The 14,365-nt window shown below is 35.6% G+C and carries 11 protein-coding genes; 1 reads left to right on the forward strand and 10 read right to left on the reverse strand.

Going from position 1 to position 14,365, the window contains the following annotated elements:
- From BGO88_RS15180 to BGO88_RS15225, 10 genes are all read right to left on the reverse strand, one after another.
- Window positions 1-1,410: an O-antigen polymerase gene (locus tag BGO88_RS15180; RefSeq protein ID WP_286707442.1), complete on the reverse strand. Its 1,410-nt coding sequence runs from the start codon at window positions 1,408-1,410 to the stop codon at window positions 1-3.
- Between the two features lie 5 nt (window positions 1,411-1,415).
- Window positions 1,416-3,224, reverse strand: a complete 1,809-nt coding sequence (gene asnB / locus BGO88_RS15185; RefSeq protein WP_286707443.1) for an asparagine synthase (glutamine-hydrolyzing) — start codon at window positions 3,222-3,224, stop codon at window positions 1,416-1,418.
- Window positions 3,225-3,230: 6 nt separating this feature from the next.
- Window positions 3,231-4,676, reverse strand: coding sequence for a lipopolysaccharide biosynthesis protein (locus tag BGO88_RS15190; RefSeq protein ID WP_286707444.1), 1,446 nt, complete (start codon window positions 4,674-4,676; stop codon window positions 3,231-3,233).
- A 17-nt stretch (window positions 4,677-4,693) separates the two neighbouring features.
- On the reverse strand, window positions 4,694-5,974 hold the full coding sequence (locus BGO88_RS15195) for a nucleotide sugar dehydrogenase (RefSeq protein WP_286707445.1): 1,281 nt from the start codon (window positions 5,972-5,974) through the stop codon (window positions 4,694-4,696).
- A gap of 87 nt (window positions 5,975-6,061) precedes the next feature.
- A complete protein-coding gene (locus tag BGO88_RS15200; protein ID WP_286707446.1) occupies window positions 6,062-7,030 on the reverse strand; it encodes an SDR family oxidoreductase in 969 nt (322 codons plus the stop codon).
- Between the two features lie 41 nt (window positions 7,031-7,071).
- Window positions 7,072-7,950, reverse strand: coding sequence for a glucose-1-phosphate thymidylyltransferase RfbA (gene rfbA, locus BGO88_RS15205; protein WP_286707447.1), 879 nt, complete (start codon window positions 7,948-7,950; stop codon window positions 7,072-7,074).
- Window positions 7,947-8,810, reverse strand: coding sequence for a dTDP-4-dehydrorhamnose reductase (gene rfbD, locus BGO88_RS15210; protein ID WP_286707448.1), 864 nt, complete (start codon window positions 8,808-8,810; stop codon window positions 7,947-7,949). The genes rfbA and rfbD overlap by 4 nt, the downstream gene beginning before the upstream one ends.
- Before the next feature lie 9 nt (window positions 8,811-8,819).
- The gene (gene rfbC, locus BGO88_RS15215) at window positions 8,820-9,359 is read right to left on the reverse strand and encodes a dTDP-4-dehydrorhamnose 3,5-epimerase (protein WP_286707449.1); all 540 of its coding nucleotides are present in this window, start codon (window positions 9,357-9,359) and stop codon (window positions 8,820-8,822) included.
- A 42-nt stretch (window positions 9,360-9,401) separates the two neighbouring features.
- Complete coding sequence (gene rfbB / locus BGO88_RS15220; protein WP_286707450.1) at window positions 9,402-10,448, reverse strand: dTDP-glucose 4,6-dehydratase; 1,047 nt, start codon at window positions 10,446-10,448, stop codon at window positions 9,402-9,404.
- A 10-nt stretch (window positions 10,449-10,458) separates the two neighbouring features.
- On the reverse strand, window positions 10,459-11,850 hold the full coding sequence (locus tag BGO88_RS15225; protein ID WP_286707451.1) for a UDP-glucose 6-dehydrogenase: 1,392 nt from the start codon (window positions 11,848-11,850) through the stop codon (window positions 10,459-10,461).
- A 302-nt stretch (window positions 11,851-12,152) separates the two neighbouring features.
- Between BGO88_RS15225 and BGO88_RS15230 the strand changes: the two genes are divergently transcribed.
- Window positions 12,153-14,003, forward strand: coding sequence for a tetratricopeptide repeat protein (locus tag BGO88_RS15230; RefSeq protein ID WP_286707452.1), 1,851 nt, complete (start codon window positions 12,153-12,155; stop codon window positions 14,001-14,003).
- The last annotated feature ends 362 nt before the right edge of the window (window positions 14,004-14,365 follow it).

Consider the following 14,365-nt stretch of genomic DNA (forward strand, 5'->3'; position numbering starts at 1 on the left):
TTATTTTATCAAACGCTTTGTTAGAAATTTATCGATAATCAGACCGTAAAATATAATCTTAAGCGGGTCTAAAAAATTGGATCTGTTAATATAGATTGCTCCAATTATCAGCAATAAATAAACTATCATGATCCTATGACTTTTTGAATTATGGGCATTGAATGTCAGATAGGCTATAAAATAGCCAAAACATGACATGATTATCAGTACACCATAAATACCTAAATTGATATATATATCAGCAATAATTTCCGAGCCTTCACCATACGTAAAAAAATTCCCTTGTCCCAGAACCGTAAAAAAATAGGATGAAGATTTATACATATCAGGAAGATTCGTCATTTCCATATATACGCTACCGCCAAAAGGAATCACACCGATAATATCTGAAAACATTGTTGCCCCGTATAAATAAGGGTGACTATCTGGTACTGCATCTAATGCTCTATACAAGATTCTTCCACTTGATGCCAATTCATTTGTGGGATTAAAGCCGGTATCGCTTTTCTGAAGATTTGTATATCCCTGCTCTAAAATGTTTTTATCTCGACTGGAGGCGTCATCACTCCTCCCATAGCTTATTACCGTAAATATGGAGGCTCCTAAAAACACCATTATAAAAAAGACACTCAATGGTATCTTTCTTTGATAAATAGAGTAAGCTCCCATAGTAAGCAAAGCTACTTCCATTACCGGACCCCTATCTCCTGCTGCTAAAAAAATAAAAACATAGAAAACTAAAATGAAAATAAAAACTTTATTTTTCATCATCACAAACATGAAGTTATTTTTTGTGATTTTTAAATCCTGATGATTGATAAAGAAATAAATTATCTTTAAGTATAAAGTCACACTTAAAAGCAGGAAAGCATAATTAGCACCGGTTCCCCAGTTATCTCCGCCATCATAGCTTCCACTTAAAAATTCTTTTCCAACCAGACCCACAAATAAAAAAAACAGAATTATTAATAAATTATCTATTTTTTTAGTATCGATCTTATAGGAAATACTGCTTTTAATTTTTTTCTTTTTATTTAAATAAATGAGGAAACCCAAAAGCCATAATAGCAGAACCAAGGCACTGAGCCAGGTAGCATAATTTACAACCATCTTGTTAATCCATGTATAGGAAGGGTCTTCGGGTTCGACACCAATACTGGCCAAAAATGGAATTTGAAAATGCACAATAAGAAAGCCCAAAAGAAATAAGGTATCATACCGAATCCAGGAAGAAAAAAACTTTCTGGCTGTTGTTAAAAAAACAACAACATTTACCAAAGCCAAAATTGACAATACAAAATTGGAATCTTCCTTAAAGTATTCGAATTTGTAAGGCGTTAAAAATAATGTCCCAACAAGGGATAGAAGAATAAATATTATATTAAACGTTATCTTTTGTCTCTTTTGCATGGATATTATTTAAAATTAAATTCTTTATACCATTTAGATAGAACAAATAATTTCCAAATGCTAAAAGAATAATCGTATTTATTCTCCATATGAAGGTTCATCTGTTTTTTGAATTTTTGAACATCCAAATTAGGTACAGAAGATAGAAATTCGTCATTCAGATTTTCAACTATTTCTTTTTTCAATTCATTCCTTATCCAGTTTCCTAAAGGAATGGCAAAACCTTTTTTGGGTTGATTGAATACGCTTTCAGGAATATATTCTGATAGTATATCCCGTACAATCTTTTTTGTAATCCCGTTTTTATATCGATACTGTAAAGGTAAGGTTCTTGCAAACTCAATAATTCTATAATCCAAAAAAGGGCTTCTTACTTCAACTGATGAAGCCATACTAGCCCTATCAACCTTAACGTTGCTGTCGTTTTCAAGCCACAATTTTATATTCAAATCTGCTGCTCTCTGTAAAGGCTCTTTAGCCAGATTTTCGAATATTTTATAATGTTTTATCCAACTTAAATCTTGGTTTTTCTGGAGGCTATCAAATGATGTGAATATCCTAACTATTAGTTCATTCTCGTCCTTAGCTCCTAAAATCCCTTTGATAGTTTCCGGCCTAGTTTTTAGCACCTTATGCCAGTTAAACTTATTCAAAAGCTTTCTTATTGGGTAAGGAATAAAGGCGATTTTCTTGAATTTTTCTACTAAAAGGAGATGCCAATATCCTATAAAGCTTTCATCACCGCCATCTCCTGACAATGCAACTGTTACGTGTTGCTTGGTTATGGAATTAAGTAGCAAAGATGGCAATGCAGAACTATCTGCAAAAGGCTCATCATAAGCCTTTACAAACTTTGCCATCATTTCCAGCGCATCATTTGGCCCACATATCGTTTCTGTATGATTGGAGCCTATAATTGCCGCAAATTGTGCGGCAACCTTGCTTTCATCAAATTTTGGATCTTCAAATCCAATGGTAAAGGTATTGACAGGCGATTTAGAGATTTTAGAAGCTATTGCTGATACCAGTGCAGAATCTATCCCTCCGGAAAGAAAAGCTCCCAAAGGCACATCTGATTGCAATCTGATTTTTACGGCGTCTATGAGCAGTTCGTGTAATTCTTTTTTCGCCTCATCATATGAAATATTTCTGATTTTGACAGGTTTCAGATTCCAGAATTCAGAAATAGTTTTTATTTTCTTTTCCAAATCTATTTCCATAAAATTACCTGGCGGTAATTTATAAATGTTTTCAATAATTGAGTAGGGACTTGGTATGTAGCCACAGTCTAAGTATATTGAAACAGCTTCTTTAGCTATTTTACTTTCAAGATTAATAAGCGGCCTTAACTGGCTGCAAATCTCAAAATTTCCATCTTTCCAATAATAGAAAAATGGCTTTACACCCATCCTGTCTCGGGCACAAAATACAGTATTGTTTTTTGCATCATAGATTGCGAAAGCAAACATTCCATTCAGTTTGGGTAAAATTTCTTTTCCCCATTCTGAAAATCCTTTGATAAGGACTTCGGTATCGCTTGTGGTGTCAAATGTATAACCCAGTTCGACCAATTCCTTTTTTATATCTTCGAAATTATATATCTCACCATTGAAAACAATTTTCAGATGGTCAAAACTATATGGCTGATTCGACCTTTCATCTAAATCCAAAATAGCCAATCGCAAATGGCCAAAACTCACATCATTGACTTTTTCATATCCAAGATTATCCGGCCCTCTATATTCAATAGACTTTAGCTTGTCGACAATTTCGTTTTTTTCGAAAGGGATATTTGTTAAGTATATTCCGCACATAGGGCATTAATTTTTGGACATTTTTTTTCTGACCGTCTCTAATAGAAAGAATAAAGAGGGAATTTTAAATAGGTAACTAAAGATAAAATAAAAAACAAAGCCTGAGCTTGTTAGCAACAATAATTCATATAAAGGAGCTATACCAGCACAAAAAAACTGTATCCCTTTAATCGAAGCGAACATCAATAGCGATGCTGCCAGAATAGGAAACATCGTCTTAAACTGATCCCAAATGGAGAAAGAGATGACTTTATTAGAACAATACATATTTCCGATTAGCGTGATAAATGAATTTATCGACACACACCAAACTATCGCATAAAACCCTAAAAAATAAGCAATAAAGACAGAAACAACCATTATTATTTTTAAAATTATTTCTGCTGATAATATTAAATCCGAACGCCCGTAAATTTTTAAAATATTCACATTTAGCGCCTGTAGCGTAAAAAAGACTCCTCCTATTGATAATATTTCAATAATAGGAACTACCGGAAGCCATTCTTCGCCAAGTAACAAATAAATCAGTGGTTTTGCAACCGCCGAAAGTCCGATCATTACTGGAGCCGTAACAAAAAAAGTGAAATTTACAAGCTTTTCAAAAATCTGTTTCAACCGCTCTTTTTCTTCCTGGATTCCAGACATTAATGGAAAGGTTACTTTCCCAATAATTTGAGTAAGTATTGTGACCGGATATTGGGTAAGCATATTTCCCCTATCAAAATATCCTGTCGTTTTTAGCGAATAAAACTTTCCAATTACTACATTATAAATATTACTCAAAACACTTGTAATCATACTCGATACAAATAATTTAAAGCCAAATGAATAATGGTATTTCAGTTTTTCTGTTGAAAATTCAAATTTAGGTCTCCACTTCGTTCCAATCCATAGTGCAAGCATCTGGATGAACTGTGTGCTTACATACATACCTACGATACTCCAAACGCCAAAGCCATAATACCCCATAAGCAGACCAATCAGAATCCCTAATAGCGACCCCGGAATATTCAGATAGGCTATTTTTTTAAACTCCATGTTTTTTATTAGGATTGCCGTTTGTACGGAAGACAATCCGGAACAGAAAAAACATAAGGAATATACCCGAATTACAGAAACTAGAATTTCCTGATTATAAAAGCTTGCTATTACGGGTGCAAGAAGATAAAAACATAGGTATAGAAAAAAGCTGAAAAAAACATTTGTATAAAATACGGTAGAATAATCTATGGATTCATTTTTAGTATTTCTTATGAGTGAAGAAGTGAGTCCGCTATCCACGACAATTAACCCGATTACGAGGATTACAGAAATCATCGCAATCAAGCCAAAATCTTCCGGAGACAAAAGACGCGCTAGAAGTATAGTCCCCAAAAAGGATATGCCTTTCAAAAGAAATGTGTCAACAAAGACCCAAAACATTCCGGAAATGGCCTGTTTTTTTAAATCCACAAAAAATAGTTTAAATTCTACAACCTTCCATCAGCACTAGAGAAAACTCCCTTAACATCATATACCAAACTATTTTTTTTTGATATTGATGCCATATCTAAATTCAAAAATTCCTTGTGAGCAACACCTAAAACTACAGAATCAAATTGTTTGTTCGGTAAAACTTTAGTGGTTGTCAGCTTATATTCATGCATTACTTCCTCAGGGTTTGCCCATGGATCAAATATGGTAACTTTTATAGAATATTCTTCCAAAGCTTTTATGACATCGATGATTTTCGTGTTACGAACATCAGGACAGTTTTCTTTAAAAGTAATACCCAACATTAGCAGTTCAGCTCCATTAACAGTAATTCCCTTTTTAATCATCAGTTTTACAATCTGGGAGGCAACATATTCTCCCATACTGTCATTGAGTCTTCTGCCAGCCAGAATAATTTCGGGATGGTAACCAACTTCTTGAGCTTTTTGAGCCAAATAATAAGGGTCTACACCTATGCAATGTCCTCCTACCAAACCTGGTTTAAATGCCAAAAAGTTCCATTTTGTACCTGCAGCTTCAAGTACAGCATGGGTATCAATGCCTAATAAATTAAATATTTTTGCCAGTTCATTGACAAAAGCAATATTGATATCTCTCTGTGAATTCTCAATTACTTTTGCAGCCTCAGCTACTTTTATTGTAGGTGCCAAATGAGTTCCGGCCATAATTACAGATTTGTATAATTCATCTACTTTCTTTCCAATTTCCGGTGTTGACCCTGAAGTAACTTTAAGGATTTTTTCAACCGTATGCTCTTTGTCACCCGGATTGATTCGTTCAGGAGAATAGCCCGCATAAAAATCTGTATTAAATTTTAAACCGGATACTTTTTCTAAAACAGGAACGCACTCTTCTTCAGTAACTCCCGGATAGACTGTAGATTCATATATAACGATATCGCCCTTCTTGAGGACTTTACCAACGGTTTCACTTGATTTGTAAAGAGGAGTCAAATCCGGACGATTGTTTTTGTCTACCGGAGTTGGAACCGTAACTATATAGTAATTGCAATCTGCTATGTCATCTAGTGACGAAGAGCATAGCAACCCGCTCTGGTGATTTTGAAAACCATCAACCAATACTTGTTGAAGCACCTCATCAGTAACTTCAAGCGTGCTATCAGTACCTGAACGCAGGCTATCAATTCTATTTTGATTAATATCAAAACCTACAACCTTATATTTTGTTGCAAATAACCTTGCCAGCGGCAATCCTACATATCCCAGACCTATTACTGCTATTTTTTCTGATCCCATCGAAACTTATTTTTTATTATCAGCCCCTATTCCTAAATGCCTGCGGCTATATTCTTTACTTAAATTTTATTTTATTTTGCAATAATATTATTTCAGATTTTCCCAATACCAATCTACCGCTTCTTTCAGTCCTTCCTTTATTTTATGTGTTGGTTCGTATCCTAATAAAGTTCTGGCTTTGTCGATACTGGCTAATGAATGCGGTATATCACCTTTTCTATTAGGTCCGTGTTTGATTTCAACAGAAGCAATTTTTGGATCCAGAACAGTCAGGAATTCTTTCAGGTAGCCTACCAATTCGTTTAAGGTTGTTCTATCGCCAACGGCGGTGTTATATACCGTATTAACTGCTTCGTTATTAGTTGTCCGCATTGCTTTTTCGTTCATTTGCACTACATTTTCAATATAGGTAAAATCACGGGAAAAATCACCGGTGCCATTTATAACAGGACTTTCATAATTCATGAATTGCTTCACAAACAATGGAATAACAGCCGCATAGGCTCCGTTTGGATCCTGGCGACGTCCAAAAACGTTGAAATACCTTAAACCAATAGTCTCAAGGCCATAGGTTTTGCTAAAAATATCAGCATATAATTCATTAACATACTTTGTAATTGCGTAGGGAGACAATGGCTTTCCTATTTTGTCTTCCACTTTTGGCAATGCTTCAGAATCGCCATAGGTAGAGGAACTGGCGGCATATATAAAACGTTTTACATTGGCATCCCGAGAAGCCACAAGCATATTTAAAAACCCCGACACATTCACTTCATTGCTTGTTATAGGATCATTTATTGAACGAGGTACTGACCCTAAAGCTGCCTGGTGCAATACATAATCAACACCTTGTACCGCTTCGTTACAAATGTCAAGATTTCTAATATCACCTTCAATCAGCGTGAAATCCGGATTACTAAAAAAGGGCTCAATATTATGCCTGTGTCCCGTAGCAAAATTATCAAGGCAAACCACCTGATTTCCCTTTTCTAAAAAGTATTCACACAAATTGGACCCAATAAATCCCGCTCCTCCTGTAATAAGTATTTTTGACATTTTTTTATTTCTTACTATTTTATAGATATTGACTGGATGGTCTATCTCTTGCTTGCCAGTCGCAACAAATACTGTCCGTATTCGTTTTTTTGCAACGGAGTAGCCAACTCAATTAGTTTTTCTTTTGAAATATAACCCATTTCAAAAGCGATTTCTTCGAGGCAGGCCACTTTAAGCCCCTGTCTTTTTTCGATGGTCTGGATAAAGTTTGAAGCTTCCAATAATGATTCGTGAGTTCCGGTATCCAACCATGCATAACCGCGTCCCATCAATTCTACTTTCAAATTTTTTGAATGCAGGTATTCCTGATTCACTGTCGTAATTTCCAATTCTCCCCTATCGCTTGGTTTTATGCTTTTTGCTATTTCAACAACAGAGTTTGGAAAGAAATACAACCCAACAACGGCATAATTGCTTTTTGGTTCTTTTGGTTTTTCTTCAATTGAAATTACGTTCCCTGTTTTGTCAAATTCGGCAACACCATAACGTTCCGGATCCTGAACATAGTATCCAAAAACGGTAGCCTTTTTATCGACTACTACATTATTTACAGCTGTTTTAAGCAGGTCTGTAAGCCCGTGACCGTAAAAAATATTGTCTCCTAAAATAAGGCAAACGTCGTCCGAGCCAATAAATTTCTCTCCAATTATAAAAGCCTGGGCCAATCCATCCGGACTTGGCTGTTCTGCATATTCAATCTTGATTCCGAAATCATCTCCATTCCCTAAAAGGTTTCTGAAATTGGGCAAATCATGCGGTGTAGATATTACCAAAACCTCATCGATTCCGGCCAACATTAAAACCGATAATGGATAATAGATCATTGGCTTGTCATAAATCGCCATTAATTGTTTCGATATCGAACGGGTTAGCGGATATAACCTTGTTCCAGAACCTCCGGCTAGTATTATCCCTTTCATATGTTTTTGCTTATATTGTTTAAACATTTTTCCAGACTGGATTTGTAATCTGAAATCTTGATTTTATAAACTTCTTTAATTTTTGATTTATCCAGCAATGAATAAGCAGGTCTTTTGGCAGGTGTTGGATAGGCTTCAGATGGAATACCTTTTACATCACAACTGCTTCCTGAAATTTCCTTGATAGCGAGAGCAAACTCAAACCAGCTTATTTTTCCTTCATTTGAAAAATTATAGATTCCCGGAAACCAATTTTCTGTTTCAATGATTTTTAAGATGGCTTCTGCCAAATCTTTTGCATAGGTCGGGCTTCCAATCTGGTCATTGACTACACTTATCGAATCCCTTTCATTCATCAAACGCAACATGGTCTTGACAAAATTACTTCCAAATTCAGAATATACCCACGCAGTCCTGATAATAATACTGTCAGGATTATTTTTCTGACAGGCAATCTCGCCCAGCAATTTTGTCCTGCCGTATTCGTTTTGAGGATTGGTCTGGTCGTTTTCCTTTAAGGGAATTTCAGAAGTTCCGTCAAAAACATAATCTGTAGAGATATGGATGAGTTTACAATTATTTTCAAAACTCCATTTTGCCAATAGGGCTACTGCCTTATGATTGACCAAATCTGCCAATTCAACTTCTGTTTCAGCCTTGTCAACTGCCGTGTAGGCCGCACAATTAACCAAATAGTCAGGTTTCGTTTTTTCTAAAAAAAGCCATGTTTCCGACTCATTTTCAAGTGAAAATTCAGCTCTGTCAGCAAAAACGAAATCAAAATCGGAAAAAAGCGGGGACAGCACTCTTATTTCACTCCCTAATTGTCCGTTGGCACCGGTTATCAGTATTTTTTTCATAGATTGCGACTACTCTAAATCTTTCAATTCTCCCAGAATCTGGTCTTTTGTAGAAACGATACTTTCCTTATGATTAAGTTTCCAGTCAATGTTTAGTGACGGGTCATCAAAACGGATTCCCCTTTCGCTATCCTTATCATACAGTTGGTCTACTTTATACGAAACCATGGCTGTTGGGCTCAAAACTGAAAATCCATGTGCAAATCCTTGAGGAATCAGCAACTGTTTCTTATTTTCTGCCGACAACAAAATGCTAAAATGTTGCCCATAGGTTTTAGAATTTTTACGGATGTCTACAGCAACATCAAGAATTTCTCCTTGCAAAACACGAACTAATTTTGTCTGAGCAAATGGTGGTACCTGCAAATGTAGTCCGCGAATAACTCCATATTTTGAAAAGGACTGGTTGTCCTGAATAAATTTTATATCAATGCCATTTTCACGAAATAATGCTTCATTATAAGATTCAAAAAAGTAGCCTCTTTCATCTTCAAATACTCTTGGAGTGATGACAAGCAAATCTTCTATCGGCGTGTTTTCAATTTTCATTTCAGTTTTATTTTAACTGGTTTGTTTTTAGACGGCAAATAGTTAATTATATTGTTTTTCGTAGTATTTGCTATATTCTCCGCTGGTAACATTTTTAAGCCAAGCTTCATTGGCCAAATACCAGTCGATTGTCCTTTCCAGACCTTGTTCAAAAGTAACGGATGGCTTCCAGCCCAATTCCTTATTAATTTTTGAAGCATCGATAGCATAGCGCAAATCATGACCCGGACGGTCTTTTACATACGTAATCAGCTTTTCAGATGTGCCTTCTTCCCTTCCCAATTTACTGTCCATGATTTTGCAAAGCAATCGCACCAAATCGATGTTCTTCCATTCGTTAAAACCACCAATATTATAAGTTTCATGGTTTTTCCCTTCATGGAAAACCAAATCAATTGCTACAGCATGGTCTTCTACAAAAAGCCAGTCGCGGGTATAATTTCCATCGCCATAAACCGGCAACGATTTATTATTGATAATATTATTGATGAAAAGCGGAATCAGTTTTTCCGGAAAATGATTCGGCCCATAATTATTGGAACAGTTTGTCAAGACATACGGCAATCCATAGGTTTCCCCATAAGCCCGCACAAAATGGTCTGAACTTGCTTTTGATGCCGAATAGGGCGAATTAGGGTCATAAGGTGTTGTTTCTGTAAAAAGTCCTTCGGCACCAAGACTACCGTAAACCTCATCGGTACTGATATGATAGAAACGTTTTCCTTCAAAATTTCCTTTCCATTTTTCTTTAAAGGCATTTAGCAGGTTCATGGTTCCGATAACGTTAGTTTTAACGAATGCCAACGGATCTGTTATAGAGCGATCTACATGAGATTCTGCTGCCAGATGCAACACACCCTCAAACTGATGTTTTGCAAACAAATCATTTATAAAATCAGCATCAACAATATCACCTTTTATGAAAGAATAATTAGGTTCATTTTCTATATCAGCAATATTTTCAAGATTTCCCGCATAAGTCAATGCATCTAAATTGAAAATATGGCAGTCAGGATATTTTTTTACAAATCTCCTTACAACGTGCGACCCTATAAAGCCTGCTCCTCCTGTAATCAATATCTGTTTCATCTTTTTGATTTTATGATCCGATTCCTTTATATACAAATCCGATTTCTGTCAGTTTTTTAGCGTCAAGAATATTCCTTCCGTCAAATACAAAGGCAGGTTTCATCATATTGTCATAGATTTTTTTCCAATCGTAGTCCCTAAATTCATCCCATTCTGTCAAGACAGCAATTGCATGGGCCTCTTTGCACGCTTCATACGGATTTTCTGCTACGGTTACCTGTTGCCTGTTTTCTTCCGGAGTTCTCGAATCCAAATAATTCAAATCTGAAAGAATCTGTCCTTCTGCTACTTTCGGGTCAAAAACATATAACTCTGCCTGTTCATTAATCAGGTCATCAGCCACATAAATAGCAGCCGACTCACGCGTATCATTTGTATCTTTCTTGAAAGCCCAACCCAGGAATGCTATTTTTTTTCCTGAAACGGTATTATAAAGCGTAGTAACAATCTTGTGCGAGAATCTTCTTTTTTGGTGGTCGTTCATAATAATTACCTGTTCCCAATAATCTGCCACCTCGTTAAGTCCGTAGGCTTTGGCAATATAAACCAGGTTGAGTATGTCTTTCTGGAAGCATGACCCACCAAAACCAACAGATGCTTTTAGAAATTTTGACCCTATACGACTGTCCATTCCAATGGCCTTTGCCACTTCACTTACATCGGCTCCGGTCTTTTCACAAAGTTCTGAAAGTGCGTTTATGGAGGAAACACGTTGTGCCAAAAATGCATTGGCTGTTAGCTTTGACAATTCAGAAGACCAAAGATTTGTAGTCAGTATACGTGCTCTGTCAACCCAATTGGCATAGACATCAACAAGCGCATTTATAGCGCGCTGTCCTTCTTCTGTAGTGTCGCCTCCAATCAGAATTCTATCCGGATTCAGTAAGTCCTGAACAGCAGTTCCTTCAGCCAGGAATTCCGGATTGGATAAAATCTGGAAACGTACACCATTTCCTGTATTGTCTAAAATATTTTTGATTGCTTCTGCTGTTCGTACCGGAAGTGTCGATTTTTCGACAACAATCTTATTGGATTTGGAAACGCGTGCAATCTGTCTTGCGCATAATTCTATATATTTCAAATCGGCCGCCATACCTTTTCCTGAACCATAGGTTTTCGTAGGAGTATTAACCGAAATGAAAATCATTTCTGCCTCATCGATTGCTTTTTCGACTTCGGTGGAAAAAAACAGGTTCCTTCCTCTTGCCTCCGCAACAACATCAGACAATCCGGGCTCATATATAGGGATATTATTTGTATCCTCATCATTCCAGGCTGCAATTCTAGCCTCATTCAGGTCAACAACGGTAACTTTAATATCCGGACATTTTTGTGCGATGACAGCCATTGTCGGACCTCCGACATATCCTGCACCAATACAACATATTTTGGTTATTTTCATTTTATTTTTTTCGGACTGATTTAATAGTGAATCGTAAAATTTTTGACTACGAAACAAATTTTGGCAAAAGTAAGGCTTTTAACATTATAACTCATTATTGTGCCCTCCATTTTCTAAATTATAAAAATAAAATTCTCATAACAAAAAACAATACATTCATAAAACTCTTTTTATTAGTTTTTTGTGATTTAATCCTTAAATTGGAAACTATTTGCCCCGCATATTTTAATGATATGGGAATTAATTATAATTTTACCAGCCCTATTTAATTTACACAAGAATATTTTTTACTACCACATTCTATGATGAAAAAAGTAATTTTTCTTCTCATCCCCATGGGAATTTTTGCACAAAACAAACCTTTTGACGCTGCCAAAACACAGGAACGGATTACACAGTATATCTTTTCAAAACCCGACAGCGCCAGAATCTATCTTGACATAATGCTAAAAAACAACCATCTGCTTCACGACACGGTTGTTGCTAAAAACTATAATAATTTTGGTGTGTATTATAGCCTGACTGCCAAACATGATTCGGCTAAAATCTTTTTTAATAAAGCTGTATCAAAATACGCCAAATACCCGAAAAACAAAGCCGGAAGTTTTATTAATCTTTCTATTGCCCATAGAAACACCGGCGATTATAAAACTTCATTGGAGTATCTGGACGATGCCCTGAAAATTTATGAATCTTTAGATAATGAAAGAGGAAAAGCAATCGTATATGGCGAAATGGCTTCCAATTATGCCTATATGATTGACAATAAAAGTGCGACCCGGTATTTATTAAAAGGCATTGAAATCCTAAGCAAGTCGGATGATAAAACAGACAGAAAAAACCTGGTCGTGCAAAAGCAGAAGTTAGCCAATATTTATTTTAAATTAGAGAATTTCAAGTTTGCTATTGACTTATATGAAGAGTGCCTTCCGGCCATGAAAGAAGTCAAGGATTTAAAAAACTACTATCTGACACTTATCAATTATGGTGATTGCCTGACCTATGTCAAAGACAATACCAAAGCAAAAAAAGCACTTATGGAGGCTGCCAAAGGTCTTGAAGATTTTCACAATGCAGAATTTATCAGCCTTGCCTACAGCAAACTTGGAAAGATAGCATTGCATGAAAAAAAATACGACCTCTCCGGCTTTTACTATAAAAAAGCCTTTGACGGAATAAAAAATACAGACTCTTTCCGGTTTATGCTTATTGGAGCAGAATACATACAACTTCTGAATCAGATTGGTGATTTTGAAAAAGCGTTGGGAATCATCAAACTGGTTGAAAATTCCCCTAACCGAAAAACCTTCAATGCAGAAGACCAGATGTTCTTTTATGAGGTATCTGCTGTTACTTTTAAGAATACAAATATCAAGGACAAAGGAATTGAGGCTCTTGAAAAAGCTATTATTATTAAAGACTCTCTGGCCAAAGCCCACAAAGAATCTACTACAGAAGAACTTCAGGCCAAATTCCAAACACAAACCCAACAGGAAAAAAATCTTTTCCTAAAACAAAAAAATGAACTATTGAGCCAAAAGGTAAGTGCTCAAAGGCGAAATTACATACTTATTGGTTCCGGAATAGTCGTAATTTGTGCTTTGGGATTTGCTATCTCGAGGGCTTACTGGCTTAAACACAAACTAGAAAAAGCCAAACTAAGAGAAGCAGAAATTGAAAAAATGAATCTGCTTGAAAGGAATGCCTATAAGAAAAGAATCACTGAAGACCAGCAACAAATTATACAGCTTAGAGAACAAGAATTAACTTCAATGACTTTACAGCTTGCCAATTTGCAGGACCAGATTTCTTCGATTATTGAAAATGAATCTTCTGGTGCCGATTCCAAATCAAACTCTGTCAAATCATCATTGCAACAGATTATCAAGCAAAAAGATTATTGGAAAGAGTTTTCGATTAAGTTTGGACAGATACACCCGAACTTCAACGATAAGTTACAGGAACGGTTTCCTATACTAACCAAAAACGATATCAATTTCTGTTCGCTATTAAAACTAAATCTTTCAAATAAGGAAATAGCCACTTTACTCCAGATTTCACACGAAAGTGTAATTACGAAAAAGTATCGCATCAAGAAAAAAATAAACATTCAGGACGATAATGAGTTTCAGAAAATAATTTCAGAAATCTAATCCAAAATCTTACGAAAAAGACCCGCATAAAGCGGGTCTTTTTTTGCTTTGTTTTTACATTAATTACCCTTTGATTTTTCACTTTAAAAACAAAAAATCGACTAACCGACATGTTTATCCGATGAAGTACATAAAAATGATAAAAAACAAACTTCAAAAGGCAAAATTCAGCTCTTTAAACGCTTAAAAATTACCTTGTCGATTTCAGCACTCCATAGACAAAATATAGATTATTATTTAAATAATTGATTTACAGTATTTTAAAACATAAAATACAATACTCAAAACCTACATTTGTCTATACTTTATCTATACCATTTTCTCCTTTTGCAGCTCATTAATGGGCTTAATTTGTAATAACA

Source organism: Flavobacterium sp. 38-13, assembly GCF_001899155.1.
GTDB classification, from domain to species: Bacteria; Bacteroidota; Bacteroidia; order Flavobacteriales; family Flavobacteriaceae; genus Flavobacterium; species Flavobacterium lindanitolerans.

Excerpts from the sequence above, each read along its gene's own strand:
- BGO88_RS15180 (WP_286707442.1), bottom strand. The coding sequence starts at position 1,410 with ATGCAAAAGAGACAAAAGATAACGTTTAATATAATATTTATTCTTCTA.
- rfbD (WP_286707448.1), bottom strand. The coding sequence starts at position 8,810 with ATGAAAAAAATACTGATAACCGGTGCCAACGGACAATTAGGGAGTGAA.
- rfbC (WP_286707449.1), bottom strand. The coding sequence starts at position 9,359 with ATGAAAATTGAAAACACGCCGATAGAAGATTTGCTTGTCATCACTCCA.
- rfbA (WP_286707447.1), bottom strand. The coding sequence starts at position 7,950 with ATGAAAGGGATAATACTAGCCGGAGGTTCTGGAACAAGGTTATATCCG.
- BGO88_RS15230 (WP_286707452.1), top strand. The coding sequence starts at position 12,153 with ATGATGAAAAAAGTAATTTTTCTTCTCATCCCCATGGGAATTTTTGCA.
- BGO88_RS15195 (WP_286707445.1), bottom strand. The coding sequence starts at position 5,974 with ATGGGATCAGAAAAAATAGCAGTAATAGGTCTGGGATATGTAGGATTG.
- rfbB (WP_286707450.1), bottom strand. The coding sequence starts at position 10,448 with ATGAAACAGATATTGATTACAGGAGGAGCAGGCTTTATAGGGTCGCAC.
- BGO88_RS15200 (WP_286707446.1), bottom strand. The coding sequence starts at position 7,030 with ATGTCAAAAATACTTATTACAGGAGGAGCGGGATTTATTGGGTCCAAT.
- asnB (WP_286707443.1), bottom strand. The coding sequence starts at position 3,224 with ATGTGCGGAATATACTTAACAAATATCCCTTTCGAAAAAAACGAAATT.
- BGO88_RS15225 (WP_286707451.1), bottom strand. The coding sequence starts at position 11,850 with ATGAAAATAACCAAAATATGTTGTATTGGTGCAGGATATGTCGGAGGT.